Here is a 20,123-nt window from a genome sequence, read left to right on the forward strand (position 1 = left end):
TTTACCCGACCAAATCGGCTGCAGGCGGTTGAGGCCGTCCAAACGGCGTGATAGTTCATCGCCTCATGCGGGTGTAGCTCAATGGTAGAGCAGCAGCCTTCCAAGCTGAATACGAGGGTTCGATTCCCTTCACCCGCTCCAGCCTTTTCATGGCCTTGGCTCTTGGACTTGGCGAGAGGGGCGGATTTCATTCTGACAAGTGGGCTGCTTTGCGCGAGTGGTTAGGTCGCCACCGTATTCACTGCTCCGGCAATCCTGCGTCGACCTCGGCCTGGACGACGCGATCCCAGGCTGCGATACACACCGGGCTCGCGTTCTTCATCGGCGGCGAGACGCTGAGCCTGGTCGTTCCGGGCCGCAGCCTCAGTCCCTCCGCGATCGCCGCCCTGGCCTCCTCGAACCGGCCCGATCTCTGGTAGGCGGCAGCGAGCAACAGGTGCGAGCGCCCGGTCGCCGGCGTGATGGCGATCGAGCGTTGCAGCCACGGCAGCGCCTCCTCATCGCGCCCCATCAAGACATTCGCAAGGCCCGCGCCGAGTAGCCAGGTCCAGCGGGAGGCCGCCGGCGTGTCGTATCGGTCGGCTTGCTGGAATGTCGCGAGCGCATCGTCGAAACGCCCGAGATAGATCTGTCCGAGACCGATCAGATAAAGCGCGGCCCCGTTCCACGGATCGAAGCTCAACGCCTTGCCGCAGGCAACGAGGCTTTCGACGAAATGGTTGGTGGCGCTGAGCAAGCGGCAATAGGCCTCGAGCGCCGGAATCGAATTCGGCTTCGACTTCAATGCCTGCTCGAGCGTCGCAACTGCCCTCGCCTCGACGGCAGCCGCCTCGTCCGGGCTGAACCAGACCATCTGGATGCCGCGCATTTGCAGCGAGGCGAGCGCAACGGCGATGTCGAGATTTTCGGGATCGTCCGCGAGCGCCTTTTGCAGCATGGCCTGCGCCGCGCCAAAGCGCTCGCGCGTCGTCTGGTTGATCGAGGCGAGCGCCTGCTCGATCGCGATCTTGTCGCCGCCCGCCGAAGTACCACGGGCGCGGGTGGGCGCTGCACTCGGCTCCAGAATTTCATTCAGGCGCCGCGCAAGCACATGGCCGACGCCGGCGACGAGCCGCGACTGTTGAAGCTGCGCGTCGGCCTCGTCCGCATTGACCGAGGTCGCAACGACCGACTGAACCTCGCCGGTGCTCGTCTTGATGATGCGCGCGCGCAGCGTCCATGACTGATCGCTGTGCTGCAGCTCGCCGCGGATTTCATAATCCGATGACGCGGCCGGCGCGCTGGCGCTTTCGAAACCCGCCACCGCGGACGAGCGCGGAGCCACCACGCTGATGTTCTGAATCTTCGCAAAACCGTCGGTGAGGCGACTGGTCGCCTCCGCCGCCATCATCGCGCCGCGTGAATCGTTGCTGGCATCAACGATCGGCACCACGGCGACGCGCGGTGGCGTTCGCTTGAACAGGAGGTCCGGCTTCAGCGCGGGCGCGGCAACCGCAAGCCCTATGACGATCACACAGAGCCCGCCCACGGCGGCGACCGAGGCCTGCCGGCTCAAACCGAACATGGTGCGCTGGGGCTTCACGGGTACCGCGGCGGCCTCGGCCGGTGGCCGGGGCGCGACCTCGCCGGTCGGGTCGGGCCGGGTCCCCTCGGCCTGCGCCGGGTCGGCGGCGGGCACAGCCACTACCTCCGTCGCCAGCAGGTAGCCGCCGCCGGAGGCGAGCTTGATCAGCTGCCGTTGGTCATCGCCGAGCGCGGTGCGAAGCTCGCGGATGCATTGGAACAGGTTGTCCTCGCCGACATGGACGTTCGGCCAGACCGTCTCCATCAGCTCCTGCTTGCTCAGCACCCGGCCGCCGCTGGTGGCGAAAAGCCGTAGCATCTCGAAGGCCTTGGGCCGGAGCTTGATCGCAACGCCGCCGGCCCCGCGCAGCTCCGCCCGCTGCTGGTCCAGCTCGAAGCCGGCGAAACGAAGCACGTTAACCCCCAAAGCGTCTCTCCAGGCCGGCTCATATAGCGGAAGTCTGTCGAAAATGCCCGAAAATCGGGTCTGAAACGGAAATTTCAGAAAATTTCATAATGCCGCCGCCGCCTTATCAGGACACGAGCCCCAAGCCAATGAGAAGAGTCGTGTCGGAGACAGACTCGCGATCGCGGGATGGGGGAAGTGTTGAGGAAAGATTATTTCGTGGCGACCCGCCGCCTGCGGGCCGCGCTGTTGACGTCGTCGGCGCTGACTTTGGCCTGGATGCTGGCGGCCACCGGGCCTGCGCGAGCACAGGACGCGACCTGGCAGACCAATCCGGGATCGGGCAATTTCTACGATCCGGTCAACTGGAACCCCGTCTCCTTACCGACCGGCACGGCTACCTTCGGCGCCTCGAACACAACAGCGCTGACGCTGGGCTCCTCCGGCACCTTCGGAGGCTGGACGTTCAATGCCGGGGCCTCGAACTACACGTTCACGATCGCGGCTGCGAGGAGCCAGGATTTCCGCAACAGCAGCACAGCCGGCAGCGCCAACATTACCAACAACGGCGCCCTGAACTTCTTCGAGACCAGCACGGCAGGCAATGCCGCCATCACCAACAACGCCGGAGGCACGGTCGATTTCTCGGGCAGCACCGGTCCGGCAGGCGACAACAAGATCAGCGCCGGGTCGATCGCGGGCGCCGGCAACTATATCCTCGGCAGCAACGAGCTGACGGTCGGCTTTAACCATCTCTCGATCGAGGTGAGCGGCGTCATCTCCGGCAGCGGCTCGCTGGTCAAGACCGGCACGGGCACGCTGACCTTAAGCGGGAACAACACCTATACCGGCGGAACCACCGTCAACGGCGCCGGCACATTGCAGCTTGGTAATTCCTCCGGTGGAGTCGGTGCCATCCAGGGGGCAGTTACCATTGACTTTGGCACGGTCCAGGCCGTCAACGCCGATACGAGCGGTATCACGACGATCACGATCAATAGTGGCAACCTCAATTTCTACAACACCAATACAGCCGGCAGCGCCACCATCACCAACAATGGGATCGTGCATTTCGCAGATGCCAGCACGGCCGGCAACGCCACCATCACCCAGAACGGCAATACGGGCTCCTATTTCTTGTTCACCGACGACAGCACAGCGGGCAATGCTGCCATCACCAACAACGGCGTCATGGGCTTCGTCGACTCCAGCAGCGCGGGTAGCGCCACCATCACCAACACTGGCGTCCTGACATTCTCCAACACCAGCACGGCAGGTGGTTCGACCATCTTCAACAACAGCGGCACCCTGTCATTCAACGACACCAGCACCGTTGGCAATGCCACCATCACCAACAACAGCGATCTGCGGTTCAACAATTCCAGCACGGCAGGTAGCGCCCTTGCCTTCATTATCAACAACGATGACGTGCAATTCAACGACACCAGCACGGCAAGTAGCGCGCTCATCCTCAACAACGGGTACTTGGGCTTCACCGGCACCAGCAATGCGGGCAGCGCCACCATCACCAACAACAGCAGCGGTAGTATGAGCTTCACCGGGGCCAGCAGTGCGAGCAACGCCACCATCACCAATATCGGCACTCTGAGCTTCTGGGGCACCAGCACGGGCGGCGGCGCCACAATCACCAACAACGCCGTCCAGACTTTCTACCAGACCAGCAGTGCCGGCAGTTCGACCATCTACAACAATGCCAACCTCGTGTTCCGTGACACCAGCACGGCAGGCAATGCCACCATCACCAACAACGGCGATCTTGCTTTCCACAACACCAGCACTGCAGGCAGTTCGACTATCTACAACAATTCCAACCTCGTGTTCCGTGCCAGCAGTTCGGCCGACAACGCCGCCATCACCAATGGCAGTAGTCTGATTTTCTTGGACGGCAGCACGGCTGGCAATGCCACCATCGCAAACAACGGCACCCTGAGTTTCATCGGCAACAGCACGGCCGGCAACGCCGCGCTTATTAACAACGTCGCAGGCACGGTGGATTTCTCGGGCAGCGCCGGCCTGAACAACGACTTCAGGCTGAGCGCGGGATCGATCGCCGGAGCCGGCAACTATCTCCTCGGTGCCGACCGACTGACGGTGGGCTCGAACAATCTCTCGACCGAGGTGAGCGGCGTCATCTCCGGCAGCGGTTCGCTGGTCAAGACCGGCACGGGCACCCTGAACCTGGCAGGCATCAACACCTATGCCGGCGCGACGACGATCGACGGCGGCGTTCTGCGCGTGGACGGCTCGATCGCATCCTCGAGTGGCGTGACGGTGCATGCGAACGGCGCGCTGATGGGCACGGGAACGGTCAGCGGCACGGCGATCGACAGCGGCGGCTCGCTGCTCGGCGGCAATGGCACCGCCGGCACCTCGCTCGCGATCTCAGGCAATCTTGCGTTCCAATCGGGCGCCTATTTTCTCGTCCAAGTCAATCCGGCGACAGCCTCCTCAGTCAACGTGACAGGTAGCGCGACACTGGGTGGCGCAACCGTCAATGCGGTGTTCGCGCCGGGCAGCTACGTCGCCAAACAATACACAATCCTGACCGCCGGCAGCGTCAGCGGGACGTTCGGCTCGCTGGTCGATACCAACCTGCCGTCGAACTTCCATACTGAGCTGAGCTATGACGCGACGCACGCCTATCTCAATCTGATCCTGACCTTCGTCGCGCCGCCGGGCAGCGGCCTTTCCGGCAACCAGCAGAATGTCGGCAACGCCATCATCAATTCCTTCAACGCCAATGGCGGCATCTCCTTGACGTATAGCGGGCTCACGGCCGCCGGCCTGACGCAGGCCTCGGGCGAGACCGCGGCGGGGTCGCAAGCGACCACGTTCCAGGCGATGGGCCAGTTCATGGGCCTGCTGACCGATCCCTCCGGCGTAGGCCGCGAGACCGGCGCATCCGCGCCGCCCGCCTATGCCGACAACGCGCCGGCAGGCGCCGCGCGCGACGCCTATGCGATGCTCGCCAAGGCGCCACCTGCCAAAACCTTCGAACAGCGCTGGAACGTGTGGGCCGCCGGCTTCGGCGGATCGCAGACCACCGACGGCAACACCGCACAGGGATCGAACAGCGCCACCAGCCGCCTGTTCGGCACCGCCGCCGGCGCCGAATACGCGTTCTCGCCGCAGACGCTGGCCGGCTTCGCGCTGGCTGGCGGCGGTACCAACTTCTCCGTGACTGGCGGCGGCACGGGCCGTTCTGACCTGTTTCAGGCCGGTGCCTATCTCCGCCACAATAACGGTCCGAGCTACATCTCCGCAGCGCTGGCCTATGGCTGGCAGGGCGTCACCACCGATCGCACCGTGACGCTGGCCGGCGTCGATCGGCTGCGCGCCGAGTTCAACGCCAATGCGTGGAGCGGCCGCGTCGAAGGCGGCTATCGCCTCATTGCGCCGTGGATCGGCGGCATCGGCCTCACGCCTTATGCCGCGGGCCAGTTCACGACGTTCAATCTGCCAGCCTATGCCGAGACGGTCGTCTCGGGGAGCAATGCCTTCGCGCTGGCCTATGGTGCCCGAGGCGTGACTGACACGCGCAGCGAACTCGGACTGCGCGCCGACAAGTCCTTTGCCATGGCGAACGGCGTCCTCACCCTGCGCGGCCGCGCCGCCTGGGCACACGACTTCAATCCGGATCGCTTCGTCGGCGCGACGTTCCAGGCGCTGCCGGGCGCGAGCTTTGTGGTCAACGGCGCGCGGGCGGCAGCCGACTCCGCGCTCACCACCGTCTCCGCAGAAATGAGATGGCTGAACGGCTGGTCAACCGCGGCAAGCTTCGAGGGCGAGTTCTCCAACGCGACACGCTCATACGCCGGCAAGGGTACGGTGCGCTACGCCTGGTGAGGCCGCCTTCTGGAACTGCAGAGACCTGCCTTGCGGGGCGAGCAAAATCGCATTGCGAGCGGTCGGGACGTGCAGTTGGCCAGGCAAGCCGTTGAAGGCAAGGGTGGGCCTGGGAATCGGGCCTGGTAGGACAGAATTTCATGTCCAGACAGGAAGAAGCATGCTGACACGGCTGCCGGCGTGCGGCGCGCGCGCCACTCCAAAATATCCTTCCCATGCGCTGAAAAGCTGATATTCCCGGCCAGGGCGATCAGCCAGGAGCGAGCGATCTTTGTTTGAAACGCGATTCTTGTTTGCAGCCACAGACAAGCGGCCAGGGTGATGCGGGTTTTCTATTTTTGCATGGGGTGGGTGTTGGTCGCGCTCGGCGCGATCGGCGCGGTGACGCCGCTATTGCCGACGACGATTTTCCTGATCGGTGCAGCAGGCTGTTTCGCCCGTTCGTCGCCCCGTCTCGAAGCGTGGCTGCTCAATCATCCCCAATTCGGCAAGACGCTGCGCGACTGGCGCTCCGATGGGGCGATCTCGCGTCCGGGCAAGATGATGGCCTGCGCGGGGATGACGTTCGGATTTGTCGCATTCTGGTTCAGCGCGCATCCGTCGCTGTGGCTTGCGGCCGGCGTGGCCGGCCTGCTGCTGGCCTGTGCGACGTACGTGGTGTCGCGCCCGACCATCGTCGATCAGCCCTGAGGTGCCGCTGCGCCCGGCTTGATCAGCCCCGTGCCGGAGCCATGTCGCCGCCGACGGATAGCCGCATGCCGGGAACGCAGGGCTCGCACCCTGAAAATAGTGTATCGGCAGGCATCGTTCGCGTGGGCGAAGCTCCCGCGCGACAAGACCAAAATCCCGGAGGAATCTCTATGTCGGCTCTGCCCCTTCAAGGCATCAAAATTCTCGATCTGACGCGCGTGCTGGCGGGGCCGCTGTCGGCGCAGATGCTGGGCGATCTCGGCGCCGAGGTGATCAAGATCGAGCGGCCGGGCGGTGGCGACGATGCGCGCGCCTTCGGCCCGCCCTACCTGACCGATCCCGACGGCAAGGCGAACAACAACAACTCGTTCTATCTGTGCGCCAACCGCAACAAGAAATCGGTCACCGTCAACATCGCGACCCCGGAAGGCCAGGACATCGTCCGCGAGCTGGCAAAATCCTGCGACGTCATGATGGAGAATTACAAGGTCGGCGATCTCAAGCGCTACCGGCTGGATTATGAATCGATCAAGGCGATCAACCCCGGCATCATCTATTGCTCGGTGACCGGTTTCGGCCAGACCGGGCCTTACGCGCCGCGCGCCGGCTATGACGCGATCCTGCAGGCGATGGGCGGCTTGATGAGCGTCACCGGCCATCTCGACGGCGAGCCCGGCGAGGGGCCGATGAAGGTCGGGCCCTCCATCGTCGATTACATGACCGGCATGAACTCATCGATCGGCATTCTGGCCGCACTCTATCACCGCAAGGCCAATGGCGGGGCGGGGCAGCATGTCGACGTCTGCCTGTTCGACACCGTGATCGCCTCGCTGTCGCATTACGCGCAGATCTTCCTCGTCAACGGCCAGACCCCGCCGCGGCGCGGCACCTGGGGCAATGGCGGCATGCCCGCCGGCGTGTTCCGCTGCACCGACGGCGAGTTGATGCTGGTGGTCGGCAATGACGGCCAGTTCGCGCGCACCTGCGCCGTGCTCGGCCAGCCGGAGCTTGCGACCGATCCGAGATTTCTCAAGAACAACGACCGCGTCGTGCACGGCAAGGAGATCATGGCGATTTTTGCCGGCCTGTTCCTGAAGCAGCCGGTGGCTTATTGGCTCGACGAACTGGCGAAAGCCGGCGTGCCCTGCGGGCCGATCAACGATTTCGCGCAGGTGTTTTCCGATCCGCACGTCCAGTCCCGCGGCATGCAGATCAGGGTCGATCATCCCTTCGAGCACGAGCTGTCGCTGATCCGCAACGCCATCACCTTCTCCGGCACCCCGGTAAAGGATTATCGCGCGCCGCCGCTGTTGGGCGCGGACACGAAGGATGTCCTGGCGACGATCGGATATGACGAGGCAAAGCTGGGCGAGTTGAAGCAGCGGAAGATCATCTAGTCCGCAACATCGTCTCGGCGCGACTTGCGCGCATCCTCCGCGGTTGCGATGCTTGACCTGCATCAACGCGATCCGGCGGCGCCGGGCGCAGCCTGTGATGGTGGGACCCAAACAGATGATACCGCGCTCCAATCTGCTCCGATGTCTGATCGCCGCACTCCTCCTGGGTTCGGCCGCGAGCGCCGATGCCGCCGGCTCCGGCCAGCTCCGGAGCAGGGGCAAGGTCATCCTCGAGAAGAACTGCGGCGGCTGCCATGCCATCGGGACCGTTGGTGCGAGTCCGCTGGCGCAGGCGCCGCCGATGCGCGACGTCTACGTCCGGTTTTTGCCGCGAGAGCTGCAGGCCGAACTCAGGGAAGGCATGGTGTCGAAACACCGGGCAATGCCGCAGATCGACTTTTCCGACGAGGACGTCGATGCGATCCTGGCCTATCTCTATGCGCTCGCCGTCAGGAAATGAGACCGGCATCGGCGCGGCCTATTTCAGTCACCGCCCGTCCCGCGCCACCAGCCTGGGCGCCTTGGCTTTCGTCTCGCCGCCCGCCAGCGCCATCACCGACACCGCGACCACGCGGTCGATGATGCCCTGCACATCGTCGAGGTCGCACAATCCCTCCGACAGTTTTGTCAATCGCTCCCGCTCGCGGATGGTGTGGTGCGCCATCGCCAGCGCGAAATGCAGGCCCCAATAGAGATCGGCCTCGGCGCGGCCGGGCAGGGAGCGCCGCATCGCGGCGGCGAATTTTCGCAGATGGTCGACTTCGCGGTTCTTGATGCGGCGGATCGGCGGCACCGATTCGATCGAGGCGCGGATCATGAAGCGCGCCGCGGTCGAGCCCTCGCTGGATGGCCCGAGGCAGCCGCGCAGCGTCGGCCCCACCAGCGCGCGGAAAATCGCGTCGATGCCGGCGCGGCCGCCGCCGGCTTCCTCCGCGGCCTTCAACTCATTGAGCCGCTCGCGGTTGGTGGCGAGGCTGCGGGTGACGAACAGTTCGGCGATTAATTCGTCCTTGGAACCGAAATGATAGTTCACCGCCGCGAGATTGACGTTCGCGGCGGCGACGATGTCGCGCAGCGTGACGTCGCCGAAGCCGCGATCGGCGTACAGCCGCTCGGCGGCGCTGAGGATCGCGCTCCTGGTGTGATCCGACGCCATGTCATGGCTCCCATGCAGGGCCGATCTGGCCGGTTGCATTTCAAACACTTGTATGAAACTATCGTTTGAAGGGCCGGAAATGTCAATCATTGTTCGTAATGGTTCGCATTTCGAACGCGGTCCGCTGCGGTCGTGAGCCGTTGCGAAGGCGCAAAATCGCCTTGCGGCCGGCGAATGGCGGGCAGACAGTGCGCCCAACAATTTCACAAGGTGAGGAAACGCCCATGGACTTCAATATGTCGGATCGCCAGAAGGATTGGCTCAATCGCGTGCAGTCGTTCATGACCAAGCATGTCCGGCCCGCGGTGCCGATCTACAAGCAGCAGGACGCCGAGGGTTCGCGCTGGAAAGTGATCCCGATCCTCGAAGACCTCAAGAAGAAGGCCAAGGCCGAAGGCCTCTGGAACATGTTCATGCCGCCGTCCTCGCATGAGGACGATGAATTCCGCGGCGCGGGATTGAGCAACCTGGAATACGCGCCGCTGGCCGAGGAGATGGGCCACATCACCTTCGCCTCCGAAGTGTTCAACTGCTCGGCGCCGGATACCGGCAACATGGAAGTGTTCATGCGCTATGCCAGCAAGGAGCAGAAGCGCAAGTGGCTGAAGCCACTGATGAACGGCGAGATCCGCTCCGCCTTCCTGATGACCGAGCCCGCGGTCGCCTCGTCGGACGCCACCAACATCGAAACCTCGATCACGCGCGACGGCGACCACTACGTCATCAACGGCCGCAAATGGTGGTCATCCGGCGTCGGCGATCCCCGCTGCAAGATCGCGATCCTGATGGGCAAGACCGATCCCAACGCGGCGCGCCATCAGCAGCAGTCGCAAATCCTGGTGCCGCTCGATACCCCCGGCATCACCGTCGAGAAGATGCTGCCGGTGTTCGGCTTCGACGATGCCCCGCACGGCCATGCCCAGGTGCTGCTCGAAAACGTCCGCGTTCCCGCTGAAAACATCCTGCTCGGCGAGGGCCGCGGTTTCGAGATCGCGCAGGGCCGCCTCGGTCCCGGCCGCATCCATCACTGCATGCGCACCATCGGCGTCGCCGAAGAGGCGCTGGAGAAGATGGTGCGGCGGCTGTCGACGCGCACCGCCTTCGGCAAGAAGATCATCGAGCATTCGATCTGGGAACAGCGCATCGCCGAAGCCCGCACCGACATCGAGATGACCCGGCTGTTGTGCCTCAAGGCCGCCGACATGATGGACAAGGTCGGCAACAAGACCGCGCAGCTCGAGATCGCCATGATCAAGGTGGCGGCGCCGAACATGGCGCTGAAGATCATCGACAACGCGATCCAGGCATGGGGCGGCGGCGGCGTCTCCGACGATGCGGGCCTCGCCAAGGCCTATGCCGGCATCCGCACGCTGCGCCTTGCCGACGGTCCGGACGAGGTCCATAACCGCGCCATTGCCAGACTTGAACTTCGGAAGTATGCCAACTCTAATACGCACTAACGGGAGCCGGCCGGCAATGGCGCTCCCCAAGAAACAAGGGAGCGTCATTGTGGCCGAAGGCGTCAGGAACGACGAAGAATTTTCCGGCACCAGGCCCGTCGAGGAGCGGCATCGGATCGATGAAATCGCTCTCGACGGCTGGATGCGCGAACACGTTGAAGGCTATCAGGGACCGCTGACCGTCCAGCAGTTCAAGGGCGGCCAGTCCAACCCGACCTACCGGCTCGATACCCCCGGCCGATCCTATGTGATGCGCCGCCGGCCGTTCGGCAAACTGCTGCCGTCGGCGCACGCGGTCGATCGCGAGTTCAAGGTCATCGCCGCATTGAGCAAGCAGGGTTTTGCGGTCGCAAAAGCCTATGCACTGTGCACCGACGACAGCGTGATCGGCGCGGCCTTCTACATCATGTCGATGGAGGAGGGGCGGGTGTTCTGGGATCCGACGCTGCCGAGCCAGACGCCGGACGCACGCCGCAAGATTTTCACCAGCAAGATCGAGACGCTGGCCAAGCTGCACATCTATGATCCCGAGGCGATCGGCCTCGGCGACTTCGGAAAACCCGGCAATTATTTTGCGCGCCAGGTCGACCGCTGGACCAAGCAATACCGCGCCTCGGAAACGCAGCACATTCCCGAGTTCGAAAAGCTCGCCGAATGGCTGCCGAAGACCGTGCCGGAACAGAAGCGCGTGTCGATCGTGCACGGCGACTACCGCCTCGACAACATGATTTTCCATCCCACCGAGCCGCGGGTGCAGGCGGTGCTGGACTGGGAACTGTCGACGACAGGCGATCCCATGGCGGACTTCACTTACCTGCTGATGCAGTGGACCATGCCGGGTCTCGCCAATGCCGATCTCAAGGCGCTGAACATCCCGAGCATGGAAGAGGCGGCGCAGATCTACTGCAACGTCACCGGCAGCGCGGTGCCCGACCTCAACTGGTATTTCGCCTACAATCTGTTCCGGCTCGCCGGCATCACGCAGGGGATCGCCGGACGCGTTCGCGACGGCACCGCGGCCAACGCCAAGGCGATGGAGTCGGCCAAGCGCACCGTGCCGCTGTCGAAGGCCGCATGGGAATACGCGCAGAAGGCCGGCGCGACCTGACTCCGTGACGTGCTGTGTGCGGACGCCTCTGCGCACACAACTCGTCATACCCCGCGCATGCGGGGTATCCAGTACGCCGCGGCTTGTCGATTTATCGCTGGCGGCTCTGGAATACTGGATCGTCCGCCTTCGCGGACGATGACACGGGTGGGGATGTCGTCGCTCCACCAGGATCTAACGGAACCCTCCTTGCCCCTTTCCCCGAACATGCGTGGAAGTCTGTTGATGGCCGCCGCCATGGCGGGCTTCACCATGAACGACGCCATCACCAAGGCGGTGTCGTCCGAGATGAATTTCGGCGAGATCATGCTGGTGCGGGGCGTGGTCGCGATTGCGCTGATCGCCGCGCTGGCATGGCATCAGGGCGCGCTGCGTCCGCTGCGCACGCTTGTCATGAAACCGGTGGCGCTGCGGGTGGCTGGCGAAGTGCTGGGAACGGTGACGTTTTTGGCCGCGATCGTGCACCTGCCGCTGGCCAATACCGCCGCGATCTTTCAGGCCCTGCCACTGGCGGTCACGCTCGGCGCCGCCCTGATGTTCGGCGAGCCCGTCGGCTGGCGGCGCTGGCTCGCCATCGTGGCAGGCTTCATCGGCGTGCTCATCATCGTCCGGCCGGGCGTCGAGGGTTTTAACCAGTTCTCGCTGTTCGCGCTGATCTCGGTGTTCTTCTGCGCCGTGCGCGATCTCGCGACCCGGCGCATCCCCGCGCAGGTGCCGTCGCTGTTCATCACGTTGGTGACGACCGTGACGGTGACGATCGCCGGCGCCGCCATCATCGTTCCGCTCGGTGGCTGGACGCCGCCATCGCCGCGCGCGCTCGGCCTGCTGACGCTGGCCGCGGTGCTGCTGCTGATCGGTTATCAATGCGTCATCATGGCGCTGCGGTCAGGCGACATCTCGGCGGTGGCGCCGTTCCGCTATTCCGCGCTGCTGTGGGCGATGCTGCTCGGCTATCTCGTGTTCGGCGACGTGCCCGATGCCATGATGGTAACGGGTGCATCGATCATCGTGCTGTCAGGCCTCTACGCCTTCTACCGCGAGCGCATCCGTCACCGGCCGGTAGCGGCCGATGCCTCCGGCCTGCCGCCCGACGGGCTGTGAGCGCCGTAGGCTTGCGGCTGCAGCGGCGGAGACACCGCGCACGGAGGCAACAGCAGTTCCGTAATGCCGCCAGGCGGCACGGGTTTGCTGAACAAATAGCCCTGCATCTCGTCGCAGGCGTGTCCGCGCAGAAATGCCTGCTGCTCGACGGTCTCGACGCCCTCGGCCACGACGGTCATGCCGAGTGCCTTGCCCATGCTGATGATGGCTTGCGCGATCGCCTGATCTTCCAGATCGTGGGCGAGGTCGCGAACGAAGGATCGGTCGATCTTGATGGTGTCGATCGGGAATTGCTTCATCAGCGACATCGAGGAGTAGCCGGTGCCAAAATCGTCGATGGCGATATGAATGCCGCGGTTCTCGATCGCGTCCAGCACCCGCACGGCGCGAGCCACGTTCTGCATGACCATGCTTTCGGTGACCTCGAGCTGGAGCAGGCTCGGCGACATGCCGCTGACTGCCAGCGCCTCATCGATGTCCTGAAACAGGCGCTCGTCGACGAACTGGCGCGGCGAAAGATTGACCGCCATCGAGACCGGTCGCGCTCCCTCGTGTTGCCACGCCATGTTCTGCAGGCAAGCCTCCACGAGCACCCAGCGCCCGATCGGAACGATCAGTCCGGTTTCTTCCGCAAGCGGAATGAAGTCGCCCGGCGACACCATGGTTCCATCCGGATGGCGCCAGCGCAACAGCGCTTCGACGCCGGTGACCTCGCTGGTGATCAGATTTACCTTGGGCTGATAGTGCAGCAGGAGCTCGTTGCGCTCCACCGCGTGGCGGAGGTTCGTCTCCATGGTGAGCCGCTCGATGGGCTGGATCCTGGCATCGCGCGAGAAGAACCGGAAACCATCCTTGCAATCGCCCTTGACGAGGTACATCGCCGTGTCGGCGTTGCCGGTCAACGACTGAATATCGGCGCCGTCGAGTGGATAGATCGCAACTCCAATCGAAGCGGTGACATGACATTCGTGACCGTTGAGCTGGATGGGCTCGCTCAGGCACCTCAGCAGACCCCGGGCTACGCCCTCGACGTCCTCTCGGCCTGCGACATCCTCCAGGATGATGACGAATTCATCTCCTCCAAGTCGGGCTACCACGTCGCAAGCGCGCACGCTGCGCCGCAGCCGGCCGCCGATCTCGGTCAACAGTCGATCGCCGGCGTCATGTCCAAGTGAATCGTTGATGATCTTGAAGCGATCGAGATCGATAAACAGTACAGCCAGTTTCCGCTCCTGTCGCCGCGCCGACTCGATGGCAAAGTGCAGCAACTGGTTGAACGATTCGCGGTTTGGCAGGTCGGTGAGACTATCGTGGGAGGCGAGATATTCGATGCGCTGATCGGCGAGCATTTTCGCATCGGCGCGGTCGAAATTCTCCAGCGCGAACGCGACGTTGTCGGCAAGACGCTGCAGTAGTTGGGTCAGTTCGAGCGTGAACGTGTTGCGTTCCCTGGACAGAAACAACAGCGCGCCAAACGCCTCTCCGCCGTGCATCAGCGGCAAGGCCGCGCCCGACATGATGGCGCGGGCCGTGGCGCGTTTGTGGAACAGGCTGTTGTTCGCGAAATCGGCGAGATAATCATTGCTGATGCACGGCTGGCGCGTGCGCATCGCAATGCCGGTAATGCCCTGGCCCTCGGGAAGATGCGCATGGGTCGACAAACGGATATCGAGGATGCTGTCCCGACCGGGCCCCGCCACTGCGACGACTTCCAAAAGCTCGCTGTCGGAACGCGCCAGAGCAATGATCGTGGAGGCGAAATTGCCGCCGAGAACCGCGGCTTCGCATACCCGCCGGAACAGCTCCTCGCGCGTGGTTGCGCGCGTGATCGCTTCGTTGGTCGCTCCCAGGGCCGCCAGCTGGCGGGCGAACCGCTCCTTGTGCATTTCGGCGGCGGTGCGCTCGGCATCATGCTTCAGCACGTCGAGTCCGAAAGAGACGTTCTCGACGATCCGGCCCATGAGGATGATCATCTCGTCATCCAGCCGGTCCGCGCCGCCGAAAAAGAAATACATCACCGCCACGGGCTTGCAGTCGACGAAGAGCGGAAAGACCGCACACGCCGAAAGTCCCGCTTTCTTCACCAGCGGCAACCACGGTTGTGCGCGCGGATCATTGACCACGTCGTTGCTGAGACTGGGCTTGCCGGTCCGGAACGCCGTTCCACCCATGCCCTGTCCCTACGGAATCGAAGGGTCGCAGGAGAACCGCAGGCTCGCCGTAATTTCGGGATATTCACTCGCCTGCGCGGCCAGCCTGAACCAGAGGGAATCCGGCTCGGGCATGAAAATAGCGGCGCCCAGCAGCCTTCCCTGATCGACGGCTGCTTCACAGACGCGCTTGAACATCTCTTCTTCCGAGTGCGCCCGCATGATGGCTTCGTTCGTCGCAGTGAGGGCGGCGTACATCCGGGTAATCCGGGCCGTGGCACGGTCACGGTCAAAATTGTCGAGCGCAAAGGAGAGGTTTTCGGCCATGCGCTCGAGCAGGCCGACCGTTTCCTCAGTTAACGCGTTGGGCTGGTCGAGATAGACGAGCAACGCGCCGATCGATTTTCCGTGCCGCTTGATCGGTGCGGCGGCGGCCGACCGCGCTCCGATCTCACGTGCCTGGACATGCCAGCGCTTTGTCCGGGGGTCATTGATATAGTCGTTGGTTATGCAGGAGCGGCCGGAACGAAATGCGGTTGCCGCCAGGCCCTGTCCGTCGTCTGAATTCTCGTTGACGGAGCTGAAGTTGGTCGTGTTTTTCAGGGTGCCGAGTCCTGCGCCGGCGCCGGCAACAAAGCGCAGAAGACCACCTTCGTCGGCGAGCAACACGCTCGTGCCGAGGAATTCGCCGCCGAATAGCGCCGCATCGCAAACCCGTTGGAAGAGTTCATCCTCGGATTCTGCCCGCAGGATGGCTTCGTTGGTTGCACTGAGCGCCCGGAACATGCGCCCTATGGTGGTCCGAAACATCATCGATCCCCTGTCGACAATTTCTGCCGCGCAGCGAGCCTGATGTTTCGCCATCAATCGTGGGTTATGAAAGGGGGTAAACAGGGAATGAATCGAGCGTAAGAATAATGGGCGACTAAGATTTCGGGGAGGAGAGGGTCGGTAGATATACTGTCCAAGGTATCCCGCGACCGCTGCTGATGGAAAGGATGCGATACCGGCTGCCTCTATCCGCGTTAGGCCGCATCGCAGGCGTTCGGCGCAAATATTTTTCGCCGAGCAAGTTTGCGAATGAAAATTTGGTGAGCCAATTCAACGAATTGCACCCGACGGGCAGATCACTTCGGTTTATCAGAAATCATGTCAAGCCTCTTTAGAAAAAATATTTCTGTTTTACAGAAATAAAAATCGAGCTATATCCTTCGCATCCCGTCCCATTCAGAGGGGCGTTGCGCAACGTCATCAGCGCGGGGCGGGGATGCGGTGGACGCGGATGGCGCTCCTGACGAGGGCGCTGGAAGCGGACGGCGAAATCGTGTGGTCCTGACACCCCCAGGCTGGTGTCAAGTTCGCAGCTCAAGGCAGCGCGGGCGACGGTGGCAAAAGTGCAAGGCTCGCCGAGGAGATCACCTATAAGCTGTAAACCATTGCGTGGGGAATGCCGGGTGATTCCGGTGTGACCTGACTAACGCGTGTGCCTTCTACCACTACCCATTGCACACGCGGCTATCGGGCGCATCGGGCGTCCGGCATTCCCCGCGCCCTCTGATCGAGAGGGTGGGAAGTAAATGGCAAACCTCGGGCGAAACGCGCCGCGAGATCGCGAAACTGCGTTTGCTGTTTGAAAGTATTCTCTCTCGTCGTCCCTGCGAACGCAGGGACCCATAACCCCGGTGGCCTGACGCAATGACGCAGTGGCTCAACAAGCCCCCTAACACCCCCGACAATATCGACAGCACGGCGTATGGGTCCCTGCGTTCGCAGGGACGACGACCTGTTATGATGCGGCGGCGCGCATCCTCGCGCGAACTAAACCGGCTTCCCCGCATACGGCATCGACGCCGTCAACCCACCGTCGACCGGGATGGCCTGGCCGTTGACGTAGGAGGCGTCGTCGCTGGCGAGGAACAGTCCCATTGCCGCCAGTTCATGCGGCTGGCCGGCGCGCTTCAAGGGATTGAGCTGGCCGATCTTGCCGTCGGTGCCGCGCTGCCTGGCGTTGTCGAAGATCGGCTTGGTCATGCCGGTCTCGATCAGGCCGGGGCATACCGCATTGATGCGCACGCCGGTGCCCGACAGCGAATAGGCCGTGGTCTGCACCAGGCTGATGACGCCGGCCTTGCTGGCCGCGTAGGGATGGCCGCTGGCGCCGGCCTTGAGGCCCGCCACCGACGCCGTCAGCACGATCGAGCCGGACTTCTGCTTGATCATGTGCGGCATCGCATGCTTGACCGCGAGGAACGGGCCGATCAGGTTGACGCGCAGCACTTCCTGCCATTGTTCCACGGTCTGCTCGGGCAGCGGAACCAGCCCGCCGCTGACCCCGGCATTGGCCCAGATCGCGTCGAGCCGGCCGTATTTGGCAACGGCCTTGTCGATGAAGCCCTTCACGTCGGCCTCCGAGCCCGCATCGGCCATCACGGCTTCGACGGTGCCGCCGGATTCGCTGACCAGCCTGGCTGTCTCCATCACGCTGTCGCTGCGGTCGACGATGACGAGTTTCGCGCCTTCCCTGGAGAACAGCAGCGAGGCGGCGCGGCCGATGCCGCTGCCGGCGCCGGTAATGATGACGGATTTGCCTTCGAGGCGGCCCATGAGTTTCTCCCTTGCAGACTTAGTTATCGGCGCTTGCCGCCTTGCGGAATTTCAAACAAGATTTCAAACGTCAAGTCGCTTGAGGCGATGCGTGCTCTGACGTAGGACACGCAACAGTATTGAAAGGTCCCTGCGATGTCCAATCCAGCCAAGCTATCCGCTGCTTCATCCGGCGTCGTCGCGACGCGATGGTGGTGGGTGCGCCATGCGCCGGTCCGCGAGGACAATGGCTGCATCTACGGACAGAAGGATCTTGGCTGCGACACCAGCGACCGCGTGGTATTCGCCGCGGTCGGAAAGATCCTGCCGCGCAACGCAGTGTGGGTTGCGAGCAATTTGAAGCGGACACATCAAACCGCCGACGCGATCTGGGCCGCCGGCTTCCCGAAACCCGCCGTCATGCCGCACGAAGCCGCGTTTGCCGAGCAGCATCTCGGCGAATGGCAGGGCATGAACCGCGCCGCGTTCCTGGCCAGCCTGCCGCTCGGCAGCCACTGGTTCGCGCCGATCGATCAGCCCGCGCCCGGCGGCGAAAGTTTCATGGATCTCTATACCCGCGTGCGCGGCGCGATCGAGCGCATCAACACCGAACACGCCGGCAAGGACGTGATCGCGGTGGCGCATGGCGGCACCATCAAGGCGGCCATCGGGCTCGCGCTGGGCAACCTGCCGGAGAAGTGCCTCGCCTTCGACATCGACAATTGTTCGGTGACGCGGCTCGATCATCTCGCCAGCCACGACCACTCCAGCTGGCGGCTGCCGATGATCAACCAGCAGCCGTGGATCGCCGACGCCTCGCACAATGCCATGCACCAGCCGGCGGGGCCGGAAGTGGTGCCGGTGACGAAACTGGCCTGAGGTGTCATTCCGGGACGGTCCGAAGGACCGGGCCCGGAATCTCGAGATTCCGGGTTCGATGCTTCGCATCGCCCCGGAATGACGTTAGACAAAAGGAACCGGCATCGCCGGATCTAAATCGGGGAGAGAAACGCATGAGCTTGTTCGACATGAAGGGCAAAGTCGCCGTCATTACCGGCTCCACCAAGGGCATCGGCCGCGCCATCGCGGAGCGGATGGCCGAGCACGGCGCCAAGGTGGTGATCTCCTCGCGCAAGCAGGACGTCTGCGATTCCGTCAGTAAGGAAATCAACGACAAGTTCGGCAAAGGCACATCGGTCGCGATCGCGGCCAACATTTCCAGCAAGGAAAACCTGCAGAACCTGGTCAACGAATCCAACCGCGCCTTTGGCAAGATCGACGTGCTGGTCTGCAACGCGGCGTCCAATCCCTATTACGGTCCGCTTGGCGGCATCTCCGACGAACAGTTCCGCAAGATTCTCGACAACAACATCGTCGCCAACAACTGGCTGATCGGCATGGTGGTGCCGCAGATGATCGAGCGCAAGGATGGCTCCATCATCATCGTGTCGTCGATCGGCGGCCTCAAGGGCTCCACCGTACTCGGCGCCTATGCGATTTCGAAGGCCGCCGACATGCAGCTCGCGCGCAACCTCGCCTGCGAATACGGCAAGCACAATATCCGCGTGAACTGCATCGCGCCCGGCCTGATCAAGACCGACTTTGCGAAAGCGCTGTGGGACAATCCGGAAAACCTGAAAGCATCGACGTCGCGCTCGCCGCTGCTGCGGATCGGCATCCCCGACGAGATCGCCGGGGCGGCGGTGCTGATGGGATCGGCGGCCGGCGACTTCATGACTGGCCAAACAGTGGTGATCGACGGCGGTGCCACGATCAGCTGAGATTCCAAAGGTATCTCGTCGTCCCTGCGAACGCAGGGACCCATACGCCGTGCCGCCCGCTGTTCGAATGCGATGGGCAACACGGTGTTACCGTAGGGCCGCGGCGCCGCGATGAGCGTAATTGCGCTCATCGCTGGGGTCCCGGATCGGCGTTCGCTGCCGCTCACTTGTCCGGGACGACGGAGCTTATTTTGCGTGCGGAGTTCTCACTCCACCGCGGCGTACACGGCGTTGCGGAGCACGTTGCGGATATATTCGCGTTGGCCCGGGCCCTGCATCATGAACACGGCGAACATGTCCTCGACCGGATCGATGAAGAAGAACGTACCGGCCATGCCGCTCCAGAAGAACTGACCGGTCGAGCCCGGGAACGGGGCCATGCCGCTCGAGGTGCGCACCGCGAAGCCGAGTCCAAAACCGTGACCGGCGGGCATCAGGGGCGAATCGACCTTGACGTCGGCGCCGAGATGATCCGACGCCATCAACTGCAGCGTCTTGCGGCCGATGATCCTGACGCCGTCGAGCGTGCCGCCGCTGAGCAGCATCTGGCTGAAGCGCGCATAGTCCATGGTGGTCGACAGCAAGCCGCCGCCGCCGGATTCCATCACCGGCTTCTCCAGCATGTTGAAGAACTGCACCTTGTCGCCGGTCCACGGATCGTTCGCAAACGGCTCGGCGAGCCGGCCGGCGTTCTCCTCGCCGGTGTGGAACGCGGTCTCGGCCTTCTGCAACGGTGCCAGGATGCGCTCGGTCAGGAAGGCGCCGAGACTCTTGCCGGAGACGACCTCGATGACGCGGCCGAGAATGTCGGTGGAGCGGCTGTAGTTCCACTCGGCACCTGGCTGGCACATCAGCGGCATG

At 63.5% G+C, this 20,123-nt stretch carries 15 protein-coding genes and 1 tRNA gene; 10 read left to right on the top strand and 6 right to left on the bottom strand.

The genetic code is table 11. The features are described 5' to 3' along the window. The first annotated feature begins 67 nt into the window (after positions 1–67). A tRNA-Gly gene (locus tag Q7T45_RS00005) sits at positions 68–141 on the top strand. Positions 142–238: 97 nt separating this feature from the next. Here the strand turns inward: Q7T45_RS00005 and Q7T45_RS00010 are convergent. Beyond that, positions 239–1,978, bottom strand: a complete 1,740-nt coding sequence (locus Q7T45_RS00010; protein WP_304865715.1) for a winged helix-turn-helix domain-containing protein — start codon at positions 1,976–1,978, stop codon at positions 239–241. 180 nt (positions 1,979–2,158) lie between these two features. On the opposite strand from Q7T45_RS00010, the gene Q7T45_RS00015 reads away from it, so the two are divergent. The 4 genes from Q7T45_RS00015 to Q7T45_RS00030 all read left to right on the top strand — a co-directional run bounded on the left by Q7T45_RS00015 (position 2,159) and on the right by Q7T45_RS00030 (position 8,383). Continuing rightward, positions 2,159–5,836, top strand: a complete 3,678-nt coding sequence (locus Q7T45_RS00015; protein ID WP_304865717.1) for an autotransporter domain-containing protein — start codon at positions 2,159–2,161, stop codon at positions 5,834–5,836. 321 nt (positions 5,837–6,157) lie between these two features. Further along, positions 6,158–6,526, top strand: coding sequence for a YbaN family protein (locus Q7T45_RS00020; RefSeq protein WP_304865719.1), 369 nt, complete (start codon positions 6,158–6,160; stop codon positions 6,524–6,526). A 170-nt stretch (positions 6,527–6,696) separates the two neighbouring features. After that, the gene (locus tag Q7T45_RS00025) at positions 6,697–7,923 is read left to right on the top strand and encodes a CaiB/BaiF CoA-transferase family protein (RefSeq protein ID WP_304865724.1); all 1,227 of its coding nucleotides are present in this window, start codon (positions 6,697–6,699) and stop codon (positions 7,921–7,923) included. 97 nt (positions 7,924–8,020) lie between these two features. Further along, on the top strand, positions 8,021–8,383 hold the full coding sequence (locus Q7T45_RS00030; protein WP_304865727.1) for a cytochrome c: 363 nt from the start codon (positions 8,021–8,023) through the stop codon (positions 8,381–8,383). Positions 8,384–8,410: 27 nt separating this feature from the next. On the opposite strand, the gene Q7T45_RS00035 is transcribed toward Q7T45_RS00030, so the two are convergent. Then, positions 8,411–9,079, bottom strand: coding sequence for a TetR/AcrR family transcriptional regulator (locus Q7T45_RS00035; protein WP_304865730.1), 669 nt, complete (start codon positions 9,077–9,079; stop codon positions 8,411–8,413). A 224-nt stretch (positions 9,080–9,303) separates the two neighbouring features. On the opposite strand from Q7T45_RS00035, the gene Q7T45_RS00040 reads away from it, so the two are divergent. The 3 genes from Q7T45_RS00040 to Q7T45_RS00050 all read left to right on the top strand — a co-directional run bounded on the left by Q7T45_RS00040 (position 9,304) and on the right by Q7T45_RS00050 (position 12,748). After that, positions 9,304–10,539 (top strand): acyl-CoA dehydrogenase family protein, encoded by a 1,236-nt coding sequence (locus Q7T45_RS00040; protein WP_304865733.1) that lies wholly within the window; start codon positions 9,304–9,306, stop codon positions 10,537–10,539. A gap of 49 nt (positions 10,540–10,588) precedes the next feature. Continuing rightward, complete coding sequence (locus Q7T45_RS00045) at positions 10,589–11,647, top strand: phosphotransferase family protein (RefSeq protein ID WP_304865756.1); 1,059 nt, start codon at positions 10,589–10,591, stop codon at positions 11,645–11,647. Between the two features lie 189 nt (positions 11,648–11,836). After that, positions 11,837–12,748 carry a DMT family transporter gene (locus tag Q7T45_RS00050; protein ID WP_304865737.1) on the top strand — a complete coding sequence of 304 codons (912 nt, stop codon included), beginning with the start codon at positions 11,837–11,839 and terminating at the stop codon, positions 12,746–12,748. On the opposite strand, the gene Q7T45_RS00055 is transcribed toward Q7T45_RS00050, so the two are convergent. The 3 genes from Q7T45_RS00055 to Q7T45_RS00065 all read right to left on the bottom strand — a co-directional run bounded on the left by Q7T45_RS00055 (position 12,697) and on the right by Q7T45_RS00065 (position 17,502). Further along, positions 12,697–14,919 carry an EAL domain-containing protein gene (locus tag Q7T45_RS00055; RefSeq protein ID WP_304865741.1) on the bottom strand — a complete coding sequence of 741 codons (2,223 nt, stop codon included), beginning with the start codon at positions 14,917–14,919 and terminating at the stop codon, positions 12,697–12,699. The genes Q7T45_RS00050 and Q7T45_RS00055 overlap by 52 nt on opposite strands. 9 nt (positions 14,920–14,928) lie before the next feature. After that, a complete protein-coding gene (locus Q7T45_RS00060; protein WP_304865744.1) occupies positions 14,929–15,708 on the bottom strand; it encodes a GAF domain-containing protein in 780 nt (259 codons plus the stop codon). Positions 15,709–16,716: 1,008 nt separating this feature from the next. After that, positions 16,717–17,502 carry an SDR family NAD(P)-dependent oxidoreductase gene (locus Q7T45_RS00065; RefSeq protein ID WP_304865747.1) on the bottom strand — a complete coding sequence of 262 codons (786 nt, stop codon included), beginning with the start codon at positions 17,500–17,502 and terminating at the stop codon, positions 16,717–16,719. 135 nt (positions 17,503–17,637) lie between these two features. On the opposite strand from Q7T45_RS00065, the gene Q7T45_RS00070 reads away from it, so the two are divergent. Continuing rightward, complete coding sequence (locus Q7T45_RS00070; RefSeq protein ID WP_304744901.1) at positions 17,638–18,360, top strand: histidine phosphatase family protein; 723 nt, start codon at positions 17,638–17,640, stop codon at positions 18,358–18,360. A 134-nt stretch (positions 18,361–18,494) separates the two neighbouring features. Continuing rightward, positions 18,495–19,262 (top strand): SDR family NAD(P)-dependent oxidoreductase, encoded by a 768-nt coding sequence (locus Q7T45_RS00075; RefSeq protein WP_304865750.1) that lies wholly within the window; start codon positions 18,495–18,497, stop codon positions 19,260–19,262. A 206-nt stretch (positions 19,263–19,468) separates the two neighbouring features. Here Q7T45_RS00075 and Q7T45_RS00080 read toward each other — a convergent pair. Continuing rightward, a partial coding sequence (locus Q7T45_RS00080; RefSeq protein ID WP_304865753.1) for a serine hydrolase occupies positions 19,469–20,123 on the bottom strand: 655 nt, incomplete at its 5' end.

Source organism: Bradyrhizobium sp. (assembly GCF_030646015.1).
In the GTDB taxonomy this organism is placed as follows: Bacteria; Pseudomonadota; Alphaproteobacteria; order Rhizobiales; family Xanthobacteraceae; genus Bradyrhizobium.